21 protein-coding genes and 1 tRNA gene are annotated in these 18,158 nt (G+C 58.2%); 8 read left to right on the top strand and 14 right to left on the bottom strand.

Going from position 1 to position 18,158, the window contains the following annotated elements; genetic code table 11:
• Nucleotides 1-208: 208 nt before the first annotated feature.
• The 10 genes from HDF16_RS18545 to HDF16_RS18500 all read right to left on the bottom strand — a co-directional run bounded on the left by HDF16_RS18545 (nt 209) and on the right by HDF16_RS18500 (nt 10,397).
• Entirely contained in the window at nt 209-418 is a 210-nt protein-coding gene (locus HDF16_RS18545; protein WP_184219970.1) for a hypothetical protein, read from the bottom strand.
• Between the two features lie 125 nt (nt 419-543).
• A complete protein-coding gene (locus HDF16_RS18540) occupies nt 544-2,259 on the bottom strand; it encodes a bifunctional DNA primase/polymerase (RefSeq protein WP_221312882.1) in 1,716 nt (571 codons plus the stop codon).
• Between the two features lie 5 nt (nt 2,260-2,264).
• The gene (locus HDF16_RS18535; RefSeq protein ID WP_184219964.1) at nt 2,265-2,594 is read right to left on the bottom strand and encodes a hypothetical protein; all 330 of its coding nucleotides are present in this window, start codon (nt 2,592-2,594) and stop codon (nt 2,265-2,267) included.
• Between the two features lie 38 nt (nt 2,595-2,632).
• Entirely contained in the window at nt 2,633-5,050 is a 2,418-nt protein-coding gene (locus HDF16_RS18530) for a hypothetical protein (RefSeq protein ID WP_184219961.1), read from the bottom strand.
• 111 nt (nt 5,051-5,161) lie between these two features.
• A complete protein-coding gene (locus HDF16_RS18525) occupies nt 5,162-7,492 on the bottom strand; it encodes a hypothetical protein (protein ID WP_184219958.1) in 2,331 nt (776 codons plus the stop codon).
• The gene (locus tag HDF16_RS18520; RefSeq protein WP_184219955.1) at nt 7,479-7,751 is read right to left on the bottom strand and encodes a hypothetical protein; all 273 of its coding nucleotides are present in this window, start codon (nt 7,749-7,751) and stop codon (nt 7,479-7,481) included. Before HDF16_RS18520 ends, HDF16_RS18525 begins: the two co-directional genes overlap by 14 nt.
• Nucleotides 7,739-7,978 (bottom strand): hypothetical protein, encoded by a 240-nt coding sequence (locus HDF16_RS18515; RefSeq protein WP_184219952.1) that lies wholly within the window; start codon nt 7,976-7,978, stop codon nt 7,739-7,741. Before HDF16_RS18515 ends, HDF16_RS18520 begins: the two co-directional genes overlap by 13 nt.
• A 225-nt stretch (nt 7,979-8,203) precedes the next feature.
• Nucleotides 8,204-9,271, bottom strand: coding sequence for a phage major capsid protein (locus HDF16_RS18510; RefSeq protein WP_348641364.1), 1,068 nt, complete (start codon nt 9,269-9,271; stop codon nt 8,204-8,206).
• Between the two features lie 3 nt (nt 9,272-9,274).
• Nucleotides 9,275-10,189, bottom strand: coding sequence for a S49 family peptidase (locus HDF16_RS18505; RefSeq protein ID WP_184219949.1), 915 nt, complete (start codon nt 10,187-10,189; stop codon nt 9,275-9,277).
• Nucleotides 10,182-10,397 carry a helix-turn-helix domain-containing protein gene (locus tag HDF16_RS18500; RefSeq protein ID WP_184219946.1) on the bottom strand — a complete coding sequence of 72 codons (216 nt, stop codon included), beginning with the start codon at nt 10,395-10,397 and terminating at the stop codon, nt 10,182-10,184. Before HDF16_RS18500 ends, HDF16_RS18505 begins: the two co-directional genes overlap by 8 nt.
• A gap of 1,167 nt (nt 10,398-11,564) precedes the next feature.
• Between HDF16_RS18500 and HDF16_RS18495 the strand changes: the two genes are divergently transcribed.
• The 3 genes from HDF16_RS18495 to HDF16_RS18485 all read left to right on the top strand — a co-directional run bounded on the left by HDF16_RS18495 (nt 11,565) and on the right by HDF16_RS18485 (nt 12,760).
• Entirely contained in the window at nt 11,565-11,855 is a 291-nt protein-coding gene (locus HDF16_RS18495) for a hypothetical protein (protein ID WP_184219943.1), read from the top strand.
• A 328-nt stretch (nt 11,856-12,183) separates the two neighbouring features.
• A complete protein-coding gene (locus HDF16_RS18490) occupies nt 12,184-12,420 on the top strand; it encodes a hypothetical protein (RefSeq protein WP_184219940.1) in 237 nt (78 codons plus the stop codon).
• A 43-nt stretch (nt 12,421-12,463) separates the two neighbouring features.
• Complete coding sequence (locus HDF16_RS18485) at nt 12,464-12,760, top strand: hypothetical protein (protein WP_184219937.1); 297 nt, start codon at nt 12,464-12,466, stop codon at nt 12,758-12,760.
• A gap of 357 nt (nt 12,761-13,117) precedes the next feature.
• Here HDF16_RS18485 and HDF16_RS18480 read toward each other — a convergent pair whose 3' ends face one another.
• The 4 genes from HDF16_RS18480 to HDF16_RS18465 form a co-directional block, all read right to left on the bottom strand.
• Nucleotides 13,118-13,288 (bottom strand): hypothetical protein, encoded by a 171-nt coding sequence (locus tag HDF16_RS18480; RefSeq protein WP_184219934.1) that lies wholly within the window; start codon nt 13,286-13,288, stop codon nt 13,118-13,120.
• A gap of 332 nt (nt 13,289-13,620) precedes the next feature.
• Nucleotides 13,621-13,697: transfer RNA gene (locus HDF16_RS18475), tRNA-Arg, on the bottom strand.
• A gap of 77 nt (nt 13,698-13,774) precedes the next feature.
• The gene (locus tag HDF16_RS18470) at nt 13,775-14,044 is read right to left on the bottom strand and encodes a hypothetical protein (RefSeq protein ID WP_184219931.1); all 270 of its coding nucleotides are present in this window, start codon (nt 14,042-14,044) and stop codon (nt 13,775-13,777) included.
• Nucleotides 14,045-14,078: 34 nt separating this feature from the next.
• Nucleotides 14,079-14,549: a TlpA family protein disulfide reductase gene (locus HDF16_RS18465; protein ID WP_184219928.1), complete on the bottom strand. Its 471-nt coding sequence runs from the start codon at nt 14,547-14,549 to the stop codon at nt 14,079-14,081.
• A 58-nt stretch (nt 14,550-14,607) separates the two neighbouring features.
• Here HDF16_RS18465 and HDF16_RS18460 point away from each other — a divergent pair, with 58 nt between their 5' ends.
• Genes HDF16_RS18460 through truB form a run of 5 tightly spaced genes read left to right on the top strand, consistent with a single transcriptional unit; the run spans nt 14,608 to nt 18,152 of the window.
• Nucleotides 14,608-15,717, top strand: a complete 1,110-nt coding sequence (locus HDF16_RS18460; protein WP_348641355.1) for a glycosyltransferase — start codon at nt 14,608-14,610, stop codon at nt 15,715-15,717.
• 32 nt (nt 15,718-15,749) lie between these two features.
• Complete coding sequence (locus HDF16_RS18455; protein WP_184219925.1) at nt 15,750-16,169, top strand: 6-pyruvoyl trahydropterin synthase family protein; 420 nt, start codon at nt 15,750-15,752, stop codon at nt 16,167-16,169.
• Complete coding sequence (locus HDF16_RS18450; RefSeq protein WP_348641354.1) at nt 16,159-16,626, top strand: 6-carboxytetrahydropterin synthase; 468 nt, start codon at nt 16,159-16,161, stop codon at nt 16,624-16,626. The genes HDF16_RS18455 and HDF16_RS18450 overlap by 11 nt, the downstream gene beginning before the upstream one ends.
• Nucleotides 16,627-16,648: 22 nt before the next feature.
• On the top strand, nt 16,649-17,248 hold the full coding sequence (folE, locus tag HDF16_RS18445) for a GTP cyclohydrolase I FolE (RefSeq protein WP_348641353.1): 600 nt from the start codon (nt 16,649-16,651) through the stop codon (nt 17,246-17,248).
• A 25-nt stretch (nt 17,249-17,273) separates the two neighbouring features.
• Nucleotides 17,274-18,152, top strand: coding sequence for a tRNA pseudouridine(55) synthase TruB (gene truB, locus HDF16_RS18440; protein WP_184219919.1), 879 nt, complete (start codon nt 17,274-17,276; stop codon nt 18,150-18,152).
• The last annotated feature ends 6 nt before the right edge of the window (nt 18,153-18,158 follow it).

Here is an 18,158-nt window from a genome sequence, read left to right as displayed (position 1 = left end):
CCCGACGGATCATGGGATTCGATTTGCATGACCTGCCTCCAGACTGTTGCCTCCCATCCAAACGTTCGTGATGAATCCGAGCTATCGACCACCGACATCGTCCATATCTGCAAGAAAGGCATCATCTTCCAACGCATCTCGGATAAAGGTCGCAAGATAGCCGGTAAAGGTTAGTTGTGCTCGGCCAACCGGGCTCTGCCCGCGCCACTTACAGAGGTTTGCTAGACGCCTTCTTTCGTTCATATGCAGCGTCGGCTTCTTCCGCTTCGTTCAACCCTTTCAGCCTTGTGTGCGCCTCCATCTCACGGTCGTAGAACCGCGCTCGCGCATCGGGCGTCATGCTGTGTAGTAGCCGGTCGCGTTCTCGCGAGTTCATTGGGAATGTATAGCTGCCGCTGGTGATGGTTCGCGTTTTCATGGGAACTCCTGATATGGCATATTCGTTTTCGGGTACTACTGACTACATCCACCTCACCGAACGAAGTGAGGGGAGTGTGTATATCTAAGTTTTATCTATAGGGATATCGGTCTAGGATATGGGCTCTAGCCCGTCAAAGTGACCCCTGTTCCGCCCGCTGCAACCTTCGCCGCCGCGATCCATTTGACACCTCGCTTATGTCCAGCGGCTTTCAAAGCATCACGGAGCTTGAGCAGTCCCATATCCGGCGAATGCTTCAATATCTCCGCCAACGCCGCTTCACTCGATACCTGCTTCTGGGTCTTGATAGCTCCCATCGTTCCGAGCATGGTCATCCGAAAACTTTCATCACAAGATACCTGGAAGGGTTCCGACGCAAAACCGCGCTGCTTCACGCATTTGAGGTTCGACGGCGTCGTGTGCGGCGCGTCGATGTCCTGTAGTTGTGTGCTCCAAACGCAAGTCACAAAGGCGGCTAACTCCGTAGAACCTCTGAGAGCGTTGTCGAGCGTCATGCTTCCGCCGGTGCCTTTGATCGCATGATGCAACAACAACAGCGTTGCGCCGCGCCGCTTGATCGCGTAGTTCAAATCGGCGAACTTGGCCATATCGCCCGCATCGTTCTGATTGCCTTCCACGAATCGGGTAATAGTGTCGAGAATGAGCAACGCCCCTGGTAGCTCTTCGTCTAGCTCAGTGAGGGATAACTTGGGATCATCCATCGTGCGGATGAAGAGGCTCTCACCAACATAGGAATCCAGCCCTAATTTCTTGAAGCGGCTTGCGATGTCTACTAGGCCCATCTCGGGACAGAGGTAGAGAATTCGCGCCGGTCTTTTCAAGACTTCGAAATGCCCAAATAACGGCTCGCCCGTGAGTAGCGCATGGATCACGTTCGCTACCACGATGCTCTTGCGCTGTGCAACGGGCGCGCCAATCGCGGTGATTGAACCGTCTTCAAGAAAGTCGCGGATGAGAAACGACGGCGGCAAGACATCGCGAAATTGCTCTGAAGTCGCATAGCGCGTTCGCCAATCAACCGGCTCTTTAGGTTCTTTCGCCTTCCCAATGACGACTTCCGGGTCAGTCTCGCCCGCAGGATATCGACGGGCCACGCCGTAAGCAATCGCCTTCAGGTCATCATCCGATATCGGCACCTCGCACATCGCCGGGTTGATTGGGACCAACGCCTCATAGATGGCCTCTCCGTCCAACCCCTTCGCTCGTAGTCCACCGGCAACCGAAGTCATTGCGTGGTGGCGACCTGCGCCGTCCGGGATCTTCTTACCGGCCACCACCTTCAGGGCTTCGCGCTCTCCCGTCTTCAACTGCCGGACAACCTCGGGCGTAAACGCAACGGTACTGCTGGATATCACCTCATAGGCTTCGCCGCTGTCCGGGTGGATGCTACCGGCAGCCATGACGTAGCCGCCGAGGCTCTTGACCTGCCCCGAGCCGCCTGCGAGCCTCCAAAGCCCTACGTCCGGGATCGCGCCTTCATAGTAGAGTTGCGCTCCAAAGGCGGGTTCGCCGGTTTTTTTATCAACGCGCCGCCCCGTCCTTACGGTGTAGGTCGGAGGCAGTCCCGCCGACGCCATCCAGGCGCGCAACTCTTCTGCGCTCTGCACCGGCCCTTCGTCTATGTCCAAGACCGCGAGCCTACTTGGGCCGCAAGCAATGGCAACGTTAGCGTCCGGCGACCTTTCCCACCAAGCGCGGACTTGCGCCTCATCCACACTCGCATCCTTGAAGCCGTTGCGCGTGGCCGGTATCTTCGACTTCGGCTTGCATGGGAAGACATGCCAGCCACGGGCGGTGCAGGCGAGGGCTACTTCCAGCATCGAAGTCACGCCGCCACCTTCGCCCTCTTGGCAATCGCCTTATGCGCTTTACGCGGTTTCTTCAACGGCTTCGCGGGCTTCACGTCAGCGAATGGCTCGACCTGATCCACTGTTCCGAGAAAGACGCCGAGTAAATCCTGGACATCCTGGATCTCGTCCGCTGCCTCGTCTAGCTGTTCGCTCTGGGTATCCATGCCAAGGCACTCGAAATACCACGCCGCATCGTCCAGGGCATCGATAGCCCGCTGTAGATGCCCTACCGTCGCTTCCATTCCGGCGGTGCCGTTGAGAATCGTTTCCGTCTTCACTGTCTTTCCCGTCTTTGCCTTCGCCATCTCAGCCTCCTAAAACGTCGTTTTGAAATCAGTGGGTGTTAGCGGTTCAACTTCCGCATCTCGTTTCCGACATGCCTTGCAAGGGTCGCCGCGTGCTTATCGAGCACCTTCTCTATGCCGCCACTATCGAGCGCCTGGACGTGGTACGTGGGACTCATGTGCGCGTGATAGTGATTGCCGCCGCCCATCGACCCCGAGCTTGCCATCTTGCGGAGGTTGTCCATAACGCCGCCGGGGACAACGCCTTCGCCGGGTTCAAGCATCGCGGGGACTTTGTCACCCTTGCCGATGCCCGGCACCATGTCCGTACCCTCTTGAAAGCCCGACACCGACGAAAAGGCGATGCCCGCAAAAACTGGCCCTAGAATCATGCCCGCCGGACCTCCATATGACAGACCGATGTTGTAGGCGGTACGGGCCGCCTTGGCTGCGTCGGATTCTTTCCCGAGCAGGTTCGCTTCCATCGCCTTGATTGCGTTCTGCATCATGCCGGAAACGACTTCGTTCCCGATGCTGCTCATCATTGACGCGAATGATTTGTGACCCATCAACACCTGGGTCAGTCCCGCGACTATGGTGTCGTTGAACTGACTTTCAGCGGCCATGATCCTCTTGTTGCGATCAGTCTCCGCCTGAGTCTTTATCAACGTGACTTGGTTCTCATGCTCCCGAGTAAGCTGCAATTCCTTGTCCTGAATCGCTTTGAGTTTGTTCTCGTAATCCTTCGCGGTTTTATCGAGGACGGCAGCCTCTTGCTGCGCTGCGCGCATCTTTAGGGCGTATTCCTCGTCGGCGAAGTGGATCTCTTCGGCCAACTGTTGCTGAATGGAGACGCGACGGGAGCTATCCCGCAAGGCAGCCTGCGTGCGCTCCGCCGATATTGCAAGCTCCCCCATCTTCTGCTGATTCTCCGCCGATTCCTTCCCGGCCTCCGCTGCCAACTTCGAGGCTTCACTGTCGGCGGCGCGCTGTGTCTGTACCCGCTCTTTTAGAAGCTCCCTAAATGCCTGGGTGTTCTGGAGGTTCTTAGCTTGCTCTTCCTTGATCGCCGCATTGATAGCCGCCATCCGCTCTGAGCTACCTTGGTCGGTCGCTTCGATCTTCTCCCGCTCCGATTGGACGAGGTCTTGGAGGTCTTGCCGGTTCTGTGCCTCCGTCGCCTTCGAGGTGAGGTTGGAGACTGTGGCCGTATGCTGAAGGGTCATCTCTTCGGCCTTGTCCTGGAGGCCTTTGAGTTGGTTGTTGTAGTCCTTCCCGCCCTTGTCCAACGCCGCGACGAGGGCTTGGTTGCCGGACAACTGAATGCGGTACTCTTCGTCGGCGAGCTTCGTATCGGCGGCCAACCGCTCCGCAATCGAAGCCTCCCGTAGGGCCATCGATGCGGCGGATTGCTCCCGCTCCATCTGGAGGGTGATTTCGGCCATCTTGCGGGAGTGCTCTGCGGCTTCACGGTCGCCCTCGGCTTTCAACGCCGCAAGCTCTTTCCCCGTCGTCGTTGAAGCGTTCCCCTTATCGACGTTCTTCAAAGCGGCGACTTTGCCTTCAATGGAGACTTGAGCATTCAAGGCGTCTACTAGAAGCTGCTGTGCCTTCAATTCCTTCTCTGTGTAGCCGACCCCCGCCGCCTTCAACTGATTCGCGGCGGCTTGGTCCTTCGCCTGATTGCCGACGGCAAGACCCATCTTGTCCGTGTTGGCGTTGGCCTCTTTGATCTGCTTTTGAGCGGATAGGACTTTCTCCGCCGACTCTTGCGTCCCCTTCAAGAGGTTGCTCGCCTCTTTGTCTTTCCCTTGCTTGAGAAGGGACTCATACTTTGTTTGGAACTCATCCAAAGCATGTTTTGCACCAGCGGAGCCTATGCCCATCTGATACCACCCGGTCTTCAACTCGGCGAAGACAACGTCCGCACCCTTCGCCACTTCGGCGAACGAATGGACCAATTCGTCCATGCTCTGTTCATCGATGAGCTTCAATTGAAGGTGGAGCGCCCCGAGGTGATCGTTGCGAAGTTCATCCGATTTGATCTGCGCCGAGGTCAGCTTTTGGTCCAACGAATTGAAGGCCGTTTGGACAGCCGTCCCGAAGCGGACTTGGTCTTCAGTGAGCTTGACCCCTTCGGCGTGGAGCTTCGCTAGATGCTCAATAACGAGGACGGCACCGAGGGCGATAGCGGCGAAGGGGAAAGCCGCCTCTAACGCAGCGCCTAGCGGGCCAATGTGAACCAACAAGGCCGTGATGGCGCGCGGCATCGTCTCGCCGAACGACTCCGACAGCGCCATGACAGCGTGACGACTGGCAAAGGCGTGGCCGCCGACTGCCGAGGACATCTCCGCCGACCCGCTCTTGATTTCAGTGAAGGCACCACGCGCGCTCTTTGCGGCGTCGGCCATCCCCGATTGGAAGGTCGCTGTCTTCGTTTGAAGATCGACACTGAGAACCCATACAGGCTGTGCCACGTTAGACCCCTTCCTATGCGTCCTTTAGCTGTTATCCGTTGAAGAGCGGGCCAACCCACCCCCTTCGAGGGGAAGAGAATAAGTTGGCCGCCTGTGCGAAACACGGCTCGGTCAGTTGCAGGTGCAAGCGCCCGTCGAACCGATTGCCGTAGAGCAATAGCCGATCACGACCGGCGGGCCAGCGGCCTTGATACAAGCTGCCTGTCCTACGACCGGCGGCGTTCCCGCATTGGTTGTAGCTGCGGGTCCGCAGAGACCCGTACCGTCGCCTCTGACGAACTGACCGGCGGGGCAACCGGCCATCGCGATAGGGCGATTGAATGTGAAGGCTGGGGTACCGGGGTTGTAGCCGAACAGCGCCCCCGATCCGGGGCCATTGTGCAGCGAGAAAATGTTGAACGGGGTGGTGTCGTTTTTCTCGTTGCTCTCAAGCGTAATGAGGGAACCGTTGACTGCCGGGCCGCTCTGGATGTCGATGGGGTTCGTCCAGTATCCCTGAATGCAAAACGCGCAATAAGGGGTGGCGACCGGGCCGCCGAAGTCGGTGTAGTAGCTGGAGGGATTTTGGTTCCTAAAGGTGTAGCCGAAATAGTTGATGCCCGCCACTCCGAAGCCGTGAAGGAAGGTGTTCTGCGCTCCAGAGCTTGTCGCGTTCGCCGGGGAGTTCTGGGTGAGGTCGATCTTGAGGCCATTCGTCTTCACCACCGGATAATGCGGGTTCTCGATCACGTCGCCCACCGTCCAGGCGACATGATTCGGCTCCAGAATCGGCGCGGCTCCGGTGCTCGTGTTCTCGATCACTTCCGCGCCGGGGTAAAGGTGGTAGCCGGACGTAGGGGTCTGCGCCTGATAGCCTGCGTTCAGGTCCTCGTATCTCACATTCCCGCCGTAGTTGAGGCCCGAGATTAGAGAGGTTCCGTCGGTCGAACCGAAGGCATACAGGGTGCTTCTGAAGGTTGAAAACGCGAGGTTCGCATCCTCGCTGACGTACTGGCCGCAGATGCCGCCCTGGAAAAGCATCGGGAGGTTTGACCCGAAGTTGTTCGGGTTGTGATAGCTGAAGGTGATCGACTGCGTTCCACTTGAGGCGGTGCCGACCGCTGTGACCGTGGCCTGCTCTGGGTAGTTCGGTCCGGCGATGCAGACCGGCCCTGTCGCAAACGATCCTGCCGAAGCGATGCCTCCGGCGGTGAGGTTGATGGTCGTCGTCAGCGTGGCTGAGTTGTTCGGGGTGATGCTCGGGTTCGGTATCCCGGCGGTCATCGTGCCCCACGCGCTCGAAATGGGGACAGTGTTGCTCACCGGCTGCCTTCCGAGATAGGTTCCAAATGCCGTAGGCATGCCCGCGTACAGCCCGCTTATCGTCCCTTTGGTGATGTCCAAGAGGAACGCTCCATCGGTCGTCGATCCCGTCGCCGAGAGGACAGGCGCGATGTCTCCCGTGCCTGTCGTCGCCGTGATGGTGCCGTGGTAGTAGCTGCTCGTCTCGCCGCCTGAGAAGTTGGCTAGACCAATGCATTCGTCCGACAGCGCTTGGCATCCGCCGTCGCCATAGGCGTAGGTATAGAGGCTCTGGAAGTCGCCTACCGCATGTTTCACGGCGTTGCTGCCGAACATCTGCGAGATGCCGCGCTCCATGAACGTTCCGGTCAGGAAAGATCCCGTCACGACGCGGCCACCCCCGGCATTGCCTAGGTTGAGGCTGGGTCCCCATGCGGTGATGGTGTTGAAGGTCTGTGCCTGTCCGCCGCTGCCGCTGGGCGTTGGGGGAAGGAGAAAGGTCGATTTGTCGTAGATATGCGTATAGACCGTGCCCGGAGGGACGTTGACTGCGCTGGCGTCGGTGCCCGTTAGGGACTGGGTCACCTCGTTGATTGGCTTGCCAAGGGTCGCGCCGCCCGCGACCGAGAGGCCATTGGTTCCGTCGGTTGTCACGCCCGGATAGGAAAGACTGCCCCCAATCGGACCTGCCGGTCCCTGCGGCCCAATCGCCCCGGTCGGTCCCACGCTCGCTAGCGGCAGATTAGGGCCGGATGGGATGTAGTTGTCGAAGTTGCAGACACCGGCGGAACACCACGTATTATTCGCCGCCGGTTGGACGCAGCTAAAGCCCTTGCCGAGAGCTTGCAATCCAGACTGTGACCGGACGGTGACTACGAAGCAAACGTTTTGCGGGTTGGTCGAGCTTGTGTCGGGGACGTTCGGCAATGTGAACGCGCCCGAGACAACGGCGGCGGTCAACGGTTGGGTGGTCGTGATCCCGCCGCCCGATAGGCGCGCCGAAGCGTTCGTCCCATCATTTAGAACGGGCTGCCATGTGATTGTCCCAGTAACAGGCCGAGGGCCGCCGAGGTGCGAGGCCGAGATGGTGACGGTTTGAGCGCCAGCAAGAGCGGCGCAAAGGAACAATGCAAAGATGGCGATACTTCTAAAGTTCAACATGGCTTCTCCTGGATGTTTCTTGAATCTGTTTGCCGAGCATCTCCGCGAAGACCGCGCCCGCAAGTGCCATCGTGGCCGCATAGCCCGGTTCAATCACGACTTTTGGCTCATTCGCGACAACCGCGATGCTCCCGGCGAAGGCGTAGCCCCTGGCGACGGCGTCCGACACGGCCCGCTCGGCGTCGTCGTGTTCGAGGCCTACGAGAATCAGTTGGTCCGCTTGTGCGAACACGGCGACAGTGAAGGTCAACTCGGGCATACGCGCTCCATCACCGGCAATACCAACCGATGCTCCCTAACTTCCGGTGTCTGAATTCGCGGGCCGTGTCTACCGACCCTGACCGTAGGCAGCCTATGACTCGCGAGCGCGGACTCTACAGCTTCACGCGCCCAATCCGCCGGGGTGAAGGCGGGTTCGTTGGCGCGAGCCGTTGCCCGCTTTAGTTCGGCGTACTGCCGGTCTGAAAGATCAATCGTGATTTGCATAAGCCCTCCGGCTTGAAACTGTCCCGGCCCTCTCGCCCAAGGGCCGGGTGTCGCCCACGGCAGAAAGGAGGCGTGAACGCCCTTGCGGGACCGTGGGCGGATCTTCCCGCACATCGAAAATGGACGCATTCCGACGACAGATTGAAAAGGCTGGCAGGTACGCCGTACCTTGCCCTGCGGGGCCGTCGTCGGCCCGGCGTAACGGGTCTCAAGTTCCCCCGCAATTTAGGAAGCGGCTATGGTGTACGACTGGATAGCGTCCGGTCTGCGAACGCGCCCATCGGTGCGGCGATACGTCAAAATCGAAACGAGACCTTGAAGTGCCTTCGTCTGATCCAGCATTTTCACGGCGAGATCGCTGCTACCGCGATCACCAATGAGGTATCCCCGTTCAAAGTCGCCGAACAATATCGGCGTCGCGCCGCGAACGGCGGTAGGCATGCTCGCAGAGTACGCGACTCGAAATCCATGGAGGTAATCAACGCCGTTCTCTCGCGTCCATGCCTGATAAAAGACACCACCTACCGTTTGAGCTTTCCGAAGGATCGTCGCTGTTGCACGATTCATAAGAAACGCGGCGTTAGGCAGGTATTCGGAGTTCAACGATCCGATGAGGTCGGACGCGCCATTGATGGTGACGAGATTACCCGCGCTGTCCGGCTCTTCCGTAACACCCGCGCCGACGTTGCCGAGTAGACCTTGCGGCTGGCCGACGCCTGTACCGCTAATGAACCACGGCTCTTCGATGTTCTGTTGCGCCCGCAGCATGTCCCCGATGACGAAGCCTGGAAGGGTCTTCGCATCTTGAAAAATTTCAAAGGTGAGGTCATTCTGTCCGCCCGCCATGAACGCGGACAACGTGAAACTTCCGAACGCGGGAGAAACCGCAACGAACGCGGAGGCTTCGGGTTTAGCCGTTGCTGTTGCTGCGGTTGTCTCAAACGGGACCTTCATGTCAGACGTTGTAGTGATGACGGTTGCGAGGCTTCTAACTCCTGCATCGATCGGCGCGAGAGGTACGATCTGGCCGTCAACGATGACCGGCACAGCGAAGCCTCCAGCGGGGTTGCTTCCTTCATTCAAGGCCGCCATCATCTCGGTGCCGGGGTTACCTGCCCCGCGAAGCCATGACGTGAATGCGTTTGCGTATTGTGCGCTAAGTTTTTTCGAGGTTCCGACGTTTGAGAATTGGCGATTCATTGAGGCTCCTTTGATTTCCGTTTGGTCGTTCTGTTTTTGAAGCGCACATCTCCCGCCCCCGGAATAGGGGTTGTCGGCGTGCCAATCGAGAATTTGCTATCTAAACGAGGGTGAGTTTTTGAGGATGTCCATTCGCATCCGGGCCAAGGCGACACGGGCCATTCCTGGAGTCATGGCTCCGGACGTTGACGGCGCGGAGAGGCCACGGTAGAACTGGCGTGGCGACCCCAAGCGGTCAACAAGCCCGTGCCGTTTGGCGTCTTCAGCGGAGAACATGCGACCCCCGCCGAATTGGTTTTGAGAGATGACAGTTGATACGCGGCGACCACGGCCCGAAGAAACCGCGTCCAGGAAGTCTCTATGGGTCGCGTCCAACCGCGTTTGCATATCGGCTTGCGCCTCTTCGGAGAGTGGCTTGTACGGGGACCATTCGGTCTTGAACTTGCCCGATTGAAGCTCCGTAATCTTGACGCCCATGTCGTCCAACATCTTGCTCGTATCGACGTGCATCATGCGAACGCCGACCGAGCCGACTTCACCCGAGGGCGTCAACGTGATGTCGGAGGCTTGGCTTGCGAGCCAATACGCCGCCGATGCTGCCGAACCCTCAACGATGGCTGATACGGGCTTCACTCGAGCCGCTGCCGCGATGATCGCCGCCGTCTCCGGCAGTCCGGTAACCTCGCCGCCGGGGCTGTCAACGGCGAGGACGATGCGTTTTACGTCCGGGTCCCGCATCGCCTTTTCGACAGCTTCGCCTATCGTCTGGTAGTTGCTCCCGAAGTATGCCGGGCCGTCGTTGGTTAGAACGCCTTGGATGGGGATAACGGCGATCTTATTTGCTGGTTTTCCTTGGATGCTCGGCTTCGACGCTTCCCACTTCGTCCCGAGCATCTCAACGTTGCCGATGCCGAGAGGTTGTGACCCGGCCTTGTCGCGGGACAACAATTGGATGACGGTAAGAGTTGCTTCGGGGCGGATTGCCCACAACGTGGTGCCTTGATTACGCATGGTTGGTCCCCTTCTGTGAACGCTGTTCGGGCTTGATGAGTGTGAGCAATTCGCTCTCGCGGAGCATCGTTCTCCGGCCTACCTTGATCCGAGTGAGCTTGCCCTGGGTTATCCAAGCCCTGATACTTGAAGCCGCTACGCCACCAAGAAAATTGGCTGCGGACTCCACCGAGTGCAGCATGTCGCGTTGTGCTGGGCTTGATCTCATGTGTCCTCACTGTTACTCTTCTTACTAGGCAGTGACAGTGATTACTGTCTAGCACTATCTAGACACTACGGCACTTCGATTTGGCGCACAAGAGGGAAAAGGCATGAAACTGAACTCACCCGAAAACGGAGCGAATCAGTGTCTAGGGCTTATTACGATTTCTGAAGTCCGGGATTTTCTAATGGACTCCTTGAACCTGCCAAACCCGCTCGATAGCCCAGAGCAGAGAGGGCAACTACGTAGGTGGCTCAAGAAATGGCAACGCCTCTTCACCTTCCACGTGGAAGTCGGAGACGGGACGCAAGAGGAATCAACAATTTCGGCGGAGCACCTCGAAAGGTTCGCTCCCTATCTCCGCACAGCTTTGCGTCGGATCTGGCACGAGGCGGATGCCCGCCAGCGGGATTGGTACCTATACCGCCTACGAGACAAGCACCACCACATGATCGTGCGGGCGGAGAATCCGTACCTTCTGAGCATCACCGCTACTGACACGGTGAAGCGGCTCCGGGAATTCGAGCGTACGTCGTGTTCTCGCGGAGATGACCCGAGTCAAAGAGAACGTTTTTTTGAGAGCATGGCCGGAGCAGACCTTTTTGAGGACGTGCCGAGGGTTTCCCCTTTTGAGGCAGCCGTGTATTGGCTGCAAGCCAATCAAAAACTCATGGTCTTTTGCGAGGGGCCGGAGTGCGCCGCTCCGTATTTTTTCCGAGCGGAGAAGGGGCAGACGTACTGCTCGAATGAGTGCGCGAACGTTGCCAGGAAAGCCGCAAAATTGAAGTGGTGGAACGAAAATCGGAAGGCGAAGTCTAGGATAGGCGAGGCCGCTAACGGTACCCGATAGCGGGGTGTGATCCGGCCACTACCTATGGTAGCGGCGCATCGAATGTCAGCATTGCCAGCATTAGAAGCATTTGCATCTTTCTCATCGAATGCCAGCAATAGAATCTTTATTTTCAATGACTTATAGATATTTCCCGTGCTATGTTCTGCACATGAGCGAGCAAACATGGGAGTACAAGACAGAGTGTCCGAAGTGCAGGCAGATTTGGGTAGACGAGGTCCGTTGGACGTTCTGCCCTATCTGTGGCGTTACCCTGCGCTTGGTCGCAACGAAACTTTGTGACCCATATCCGCCGCCAATCCTCACAACTTGAAAGGGACGCCATGACCACGCACCGCAAAACAACAAAGAGCACCCTCACAGTCCCGAACGGACCCGCCGGAATGGAAGACACAGCCGCGCACTTGCAACTCGGCATCGGCGAGCTAAACGAAGCGGCGTTTTACTTCGAGACCCTCGGCATGGATTCACAACGCAGCCAAATCGACGCTGCCCTGGATCAGGTCGGGGCTGTCCTGGATCTGTTAGGCGTCCTGCTGGGTCGGGAACTGGAGTTCCCGTTCGGGGCCTACGCTATAGAGCGGCGGGGTAAGGCGAAGGCACGGCTTTCTTGAAAGTTGCACTCTCGTCCAGGTGGTCCGCCCGCATGGATTATGCCGACCATCGACGGAATTTCGATAAGCTAGAGCAGAAGGCGAAGACCTTCACCTCTCACACGATAGCTTCTCATCGGCCACTCTTCGGGGTGGCCCTTTTTATCGGCCAAACTTGAGCCGGTGGTAGACTTGGCGATTGTCATCCACATAAGAAATCCGCCCGATTAGTACCCCGCCAAGTACCGCTATCGAGTAGATTTATCCTTTATAATCAACTTCTTGACCCTGAATCGTTCGGTGAGCTACTGTGGCCTCAGATTCTCACTTTGCGTCCCGATGAGTTCACATGCCCGCCGACGACCCCGTATCCGCTAGATCCCCAGTTACTGACAAGCGCGCCTTCACCGTGCGGGAGGTCGCCGTGATGACGGGATTCTCCCGCGACACGATTACCCGCCTCTTTGAAAAGGAACGGGGTGTCCTAATCATCAGTCGGCCAACCTCCAACCGGAAGCGGCGCTATCGGAGCATCCGCATTCCGGTCGGCGTCTATGAGCGCGTCATCCGAGGGATAAGCGTATGAAGCCCGAGGCCTCATAATCGCATTAGAAGATCCCGGAGGCTAAATGAAGAAGTGGCAATACGCGCACGTAGCTTATAACCGACACCGGAAGAGCGGTGAAGTATGTCTCTCGTTCGACCACGTCAAGGCTATGTCGGAGATTGACCCTAGCAAAGGTCTCTATGTCGATATGTTCCTGGAAGCGGCGGGACAAGCCGGATGGGAACTCGCCACGGTTATGCTCCCATTTCCGAAAGGGAAAGAGCTAGCGACGGGAGGAGACGACGAAGACAATAACAGCTTTGTCGTTGTTCAAGACCCGCTGGATATTCAATGGCTAATCTTCAAACGAGAGTTATAGCGGCGTTGCGACGAGAATTACCAAAAAGGGACAACTTTCTCCACTCTTTTAGCCGAAATCCACAGGTGCACAGATGCAACGTAATCGGTGCTTCCTATAATGGGAACAGGCGAGGATGGAGAGCCTCCAAACCTCACCTGTTTTTCCTTGCCTCACTCGTCCTCGAGCCGGAGACGGTCTCCAAAACCGTCTCCGGGATGGGTGCTAGCAAGCTACCTATACTGACATTCTGCTATCACTCAAATTCAATGTCAATGAATTGTCCACTGTATCGCTATCGGCTACCAGCCTGGACGATGCTTGTCTCATAGAATCCCATCATCCCTTCCCGTATAGGCAAAACTGGGTGGAAGGCTTCTATTCGGGCAGACCCGCCAGTTTGTAGACTTCGCGGTACGTCAATAGGCGATCATCCACGGTGAGCAGCGGAGAGCCAGAGCCATCCCAGGTAACCACGCCGGATCCTATTGAGTGGCCCTTTTCGCGGAGGATCGCGATTGCCTTGTCCATCTTTTCAATCGTGCTCATGTCTCGTTGGCTTTCTCGGCAGTGCGGCCCGACGGTGTGGTCATGTTTTCCGGCGGTGGCACGGTTCCCACGCGGAGAGCGGGTAACTCGCACCAAATAAGAAAGCCCTCCGAAGAGGGCAGTCTTGAGAAATTGTGGGAACGAACGTGGGAACGGAGCCAGTGTCCGCCTGCTCTAAACGTGCTTTTCCGCTCCCGGCGAGTTCGCTAAGTCCTTTGTTTCCCCAACCTCGATAGAGTGTGAAGGTGGCACTCTACCGCTGAGTTATGCGCCCGTTCCTGGCTTGCCGGTCTGTTTTGCTTTGGATCCGCTTGCCTGGGAGATGGCTTGGATGGTGCGCCCGGAAGGAGTCGAACCTCCGACCTACTGGTTCGTAGCCAGTTGCTCTATCCAACTGAGCTACGGGCGCACATTGCAGGGTTGCAACTTTCTAAGCATACCGGAGATGGCCCTTGAGGGCAACCATCCGTGTGGGAAATCGGACGGTTAGCTCGCAGGAACTTCAGCGGGCGGCGGAGGAGCGGGCGGCTCGAACATCGGCATCGTCTCGACGACATCCAGCCCGGCGCGGCGTAGGAGCTGATGAACTACGGGCTCGGTCAGGCGGGTGGCGTCATACTCGATGCGAACCGTTTTCTCCGATTCGTTGAATTCGAGCTTGCGCACGCCGTAGACCTCGCGCAGGCGGGCGATGGCGGCGACTGCTGGCTCGGTGGGCGGAACTCCGTATCGGTAAAGAACGTCCAGTTGCGTCATAGGGTTATGGTATCAGCGGGCTCGACTTCGATTGCTAGAGTCTTCTCAGGTAATCAACGATCTCAGGGCTAGTCCAGTTCTGGGCGGAGACGAACTTCCGCCGCAGGATGCCATCGCGGTCGATTACATAGGTCTCGGGAATCTGCGCTGTGCCGTAGAGCGTGTTGATCCGCGCGCTTTCGTCGCGGATGGTGACGAGATCGACGTGGTGTCGCGCCAGAAAGTCGCGATACGTCGCGTCATCCTGGTCGAGGCTGATGGCGACGACGGCGACATTAGGAAGCTCCTTCTGCATGGCGAGCAGGCTCGGAAGCTCCTCCACGCAAGGGGCGCACCACGTAGCCCACAGATTCAGCACGACGACTTTTCCGCGGAGTTTGCCCAGATCGGCGGACTGGACTCCGTCCGAGACCGTAAACTGAGGTGCCGGCTTTCCAATGTTGCCCGGGTGGTCGCCACGCTCACAGCCCGTGAATAGAAGGGCGGAGACGGTCAAGCTCATCATGATTCCTGAAAATCTGTTTCGCGGCACGTTTCGCTCCCGCTTCCTATAATACGAAGCTGTGAGCGAAACCGCCGAACCAGTTGCGAACAATATAGATGAAGTCGAAGACGCGGGGCCGCTCCTCCAGTTGAGCGTCATCATTCCGGCCCGGAACGAGGAGCCCGCGCTACCCGACTGCCTGACTTCGCTGCTGGCGCAGAGCGAGCGCGGTTTCCTGCTCGGCGAGCACTGGGAGATCTTGATCGTCAATGACGATTCGAGCGACCGTACCGGCGAGATCGCGGCAGAGGCCGCAGCGTCGCATCCCAGTGTCAGCGTCATCGTTCCGCCTCCGCTCGATCTCTCCGATCGCGGCGGATTTACCGGCAAGAACAACGCCTGCTGGGCCGCGGCGCAAGTGGCAAAAGGGAAGTGGCTGCTCTTTACCGACGCCGACACGATTCACGAGCCCGGCGACCTTTCGCGGGCACTCCACGAAGCAAAGAAACACGCAGTCGATTTGCTCTCGTACTCGCCGCACCAGATCGTCACCGGCTTCTGGCAGCGGGCGGTGATGCCGTTGGTCTTCTCGGAACTGGCGAGCGTCTATCCGATGAAGCAGGTCAACGATCCCGGCAAGCGAATCGCCGCAGCCAACGGGCAGTTCCTGCTGGTCGAGAGTGAATCTTACTTCGCCGTCGGCGGCCATCGTGGAGTCGGGCCGGAAGTGCTGGAAGACGTCGCCATCGCGCGCAGGATCAAGCGCAGCAACCGGAAGATCCGTTTCCGCTATGCCCCGGACGCGCTCTCCGCGCGCATGTATCGGACACTGCCGGATATGATCGAAGGCTGGACCAAGAACCTCGCGCTCCTAGTTCCCAGCCCTATCTATCTTGCACTGTGGCGCATCCTCGACCTGGTACTGTTCTTCGGCGTTCCAGCGGTAGCGTTCAGTTGGCCTTACCTCGGCAACCTTCAAAAAGGGCTGCTTCTTCTCATCTGGCTAAGGACGCTTTGGCGCTTCTACAATCGCGTCGCCCGCTCGAACTTTCCCCCCGCCGACTGCGCGCTGGCCATAGCCGGAATTCCGTTGTTTGTGTACCTGCTGATTCGCAGCTTCATTCACCATCGCATCAACAAATCGGTGCGCTGGAAGGGCCGTGAGATCCCCGTCAGCCGCCCCGGCTGAATCGACTGAAACAGGAGCATCGTCTAATCGCTATGATCTTTCTCACCCGAAAGGCAGAGTTCTCCTCGGCGCACTTCTATTGGAACGACGCCTGGAGCCAGCAGGAGAACGAACGCGTTTTTGGCAAGTGCGCGAACCGGAACGGCCACGGGCACAACTACACTCTCGAAGTGACCGTGGGGGGCGAGGTCGATCCTGTCAGCGGCTTCGTCGTTGACCTGAAAGAGTTGAAAGACATCCTTGAGCGCGAGGTGGTCAGCGTCTACGATCATCGACATCTCAACTTCGAGGTCCCCGAATTCAAATCTGCGATTCCGACCACGGAGAACATTGCCATTGCTATCTGGAATCGGCTGGACGGGAAGATTCCGAATGCGAAGCTCCAACGAGTGCGCGTCTACGAGATGCCCGATCTCTTCGCCGACTATTACGGAGAACTGAGTGCCGACTGACGCCTTGACCCCCGTGAAGAAGACGCCCATCGCGAGTCTTTCGCGGCGGTACCACTTCAGCGCGTCGCATCGCCTGCACAGCGAGCAGTACGACGAAGGACGCAACCGCGAGGTCTTCGGTAAGTGCAACAATCCGCATGGCCACGGGCATAACTACGTGGTTCAGATCACTCTCAAAGGGCCAGTCGACGCTGTCACCGGCATGGTCTGCAACCTCGGCGATCTCGATGCGTTCGCACGCACGAATCTGCTGGAGCGCTTTGACCACACGAATCTGAACACCTTGGACTGCTTTGCCGAGAGGGTCTCTACAACGGAGAATCTAGCAATCGAGGTTCACACGATCTTCGAAAGCTTTCCCTTCGCGCGCCTGGCAGGCGTTCATGTGGAAGAGACAAGCAACAACTCCTTCGATTACGCGGGGGAGGGAAGCACGCCGCTCGAATCTATGCGGTAGAAGTTTTAGCGAGGTCAATCCATTGGCAACCACACCTGATTCCCTTGAAGAAGTAACGCTGGCGTCTCTTTCGACTGAGAACCTCTACCGCGAGCTGCTCTCGCGCATCGGCGAGGATCCCACCCGCGACGGTCTGCTGGACACGCCCAAGCGCATGGTCAAGTCGATGGAGTTCCTCACCCGCGGCTACACCATGGACGCCACCCAGGTGCTTCACAACGCGCTCTTCGACGTCGAGTACGACGAGATGGTCATCGTGAAGGACATCGAGTTCTACTCCATGTGCGAGCACCACCTGCTGCCGTTCTTCGGCAAGGCACACGTGGCCTACGTGCCCAATGGCAAGGTCATCGGCCTCAGCAAGATTCCGCGCCTGGTCGACATGTTCGCCCGCCGTCTGCAGGTGCAGGAGCGGCTGACGCGTGAGGTCGCCGAGGCGATCGAGCAGGCAATAAAGCCGCAGGGAGTCGCCGTCATTCTTGAAGCGGAACATTTGTGCATGATGATGCGCGGCGTGGAAAAGCAACACTCGTCGACGACTACTTCTGCCATGCTCGGCGTCTTTAAGGAAAACCAGACCACGCGACACGAGTTCCTCTCGCTGGTCCGCCGAAATAGCTGACTGGAACAACGTATCCTAGAAGAAGATGAACGGTCTTCTTGTACTGGATAAACCTGCGGGGCTGACCTCGCATGATGTTGTCGCAATTGTTCGCCGTGCCACCGGTGAACGCTCCATTGGACACCTTGGCACGCTCGACCCCATGGCCACTGGTGTCCTTCCGCTCTTGCTCGGCAAATACACCCGGTTGGCCCAGTTCTTCGGACACGCGGAGAAGAGCTATACAGGCACTATCCGCTTCGGCTACGCAACGGACAGCTTCGATGCTGACGGCGAACCCGCCTCCGAACCGCGGCCATTGACGAAGTCGCTTGACGAGCTTCGTGATCTCGCGCGGCACTTCAGAGGCTCGATGCAGCAGCTTCCGCCGATTTTTTCCGCGAAGAAGATCAACGGCGTGCCGGCGCACAAGCTGGCACGCGCGGGTGCCGAAGTCCCCGTAAAACCGGCGAGCATCTTCATCCACAACTTCGCTCTCACAGGTCTTGAAGGTGATACGGCGACCTTCGAGATGACCATCTCTGCCGGTGGGTATGTTCGCTCTGTCGCGCACGAGCTCGGCCAGCTCGCAGGTTGCGGAGCTCATCTCTCCAGCCTGCGTCGCACCCGCGCCGGAGCGTTCTCACTGGCGGAATCAATTACAGTAGACCAGCTGAAAGCAGTGGCCGGGGACGAGACCGCGATCTTCGCTCTGCTGCCGCACCCTCGCGCGATGCTGACCGAGATGCCCTCAGTCACCGTCGACGACCAGGCCGCAGGTCGCCTACGTAACGGGATGCAGGTCAACCTGCCGGAGTTCTCATCCGCCCCGCTCATCAAGGTCTTTACAAGCCCGACCGATCTTCTCGGAATCGCAAAACGCATCGCCGGGACGCTGACCCAGCCCATCGTCGTTCTCAGTTAGCGAGTA

Origin of the sequence: Granulicella aggregans, from assembly GCF_014203275.1 — a bacterium.
GTDB lineage: Bacteria > Acidobacteriota > Terriglobia > Terriglobales > Acidobacteriaceae > Edaphobacter.
Note: the sequence above shows the minus strand (reverse complement) of the source record. Positions and strands in the feature narration are given on the sequence as shown.

Bases quoted from the DNA above. Each gene is read 5' to 3' on its own strand.
- HDF16_RS18545 (WP_184219970.1), bottom strand. From the start codon at position 418: ATGAAAACGCGAACCATCACCAGCGGCAGCTATACATTCCCAATGAAC.
- HDF16_RS18540 (WP_221312882.1), bottom strand. From the start codon at position 2,259: ATGCTGGAAGTAGCCCTCGCCTGCACCGCCCGTGGCTGGCATGTCTTC.
- HDF16_RS18535 (WP_184219964.1), bottom strand. From the start codon at position 2,594: ATGGCGAAGGCAAAGACGGGAAAGACAGTGAAGACGGAAACGATTCTC.
- HDF16_RS18525 (WP_184219958.1), bottom strand. From the start codon at position 7,492: ATGTTGAACTTTAGAAGTATCGCCATCTTTGCATTGTTCCTTTGCGCC.
- HDF16_RS18520 (WP_184219955.1), bottom strand. From the start codon at position 7,751: ATGCCCGAGTTGACCTTCACTGTCGCCGTGTTCGCACAAGCGGACCAA.
- HDF16_RS18515 (WP_184219952.1), bottom strand. From the start codon at position 7,978: ATGCAAATCACGATTGATCTTTCAGACCGGCAGTACGCCGAACTAAAG.
- HDF16_RS18505 (WP_184219949.1), bottom strand. From the start codon at position 10,189: ATGCGTAATCAAGGCACCACGTTGTGGGCAATCCGCCCCGAAGCAACT.
- HDF16_RS18500 (WP_184219946.1), bottom strand. From the start codon at position 10,397: ATGAGATCAAGCCCAGCACAACGCGACATGCTGCACTCGGTGGAGTCC.
- HDF16_RS18495 (WP_184219943.1), top strand. From the start codon at position 11,565: ATGACCACGCACCGCAAAACAACAAAGAGCACCCTCACAGTCCCGAAC.
- HDF16_RS18490 (WP_184219940.1), top strand. From the start codon at position 12,184: ATGCCCGCCGACGACCCCGTATCCGCTAGATCCCCAGTTACTGACAAG.
- HDF16_RS18485 (WP_184219937.1), top strand. From the start codon at position 12,464: ATGAAGAAGTGGCAATACGCGCACGTAGCTTATAACCGACACCGGAAG.
- HDF16_RS18480 (WP_184219934.1), bottom strand. From the start codon at position 13,288: ATGAGCACGATTGAAAAGATGGACAAGGCAATCGCGATCCTCCGCGAA.
- HDF16_RS18470 (WP_184219931.1), bottom strand. From the start codon at position 14,044: ATGACGCAACTGGACGTTCTTTACCGATACGGAGTTCCGCCCACCGAG.
- HDF16_RS18465 (WP_184219928.1), bottom strand. From the start codon at position 14,549: ATGATGAGCTTGACCGTCTCCGCCCTTCTATTCACGGGCTGTGAGCGT.
- HDF16_RS18455 (WP_184219925.1), top strand. From the start codon at position 15,750: ATGATCTTTCTCACCCGAAAGGCAGAGTTCTCCTCGGCGCACTTCTAT.
- truB (WP_184219919.1), top strand. From the start codon at position 17,274: ATGAACGGTCTTCTTGTACTGGATAAACCTGCGGGGCTGACCTCGCAT.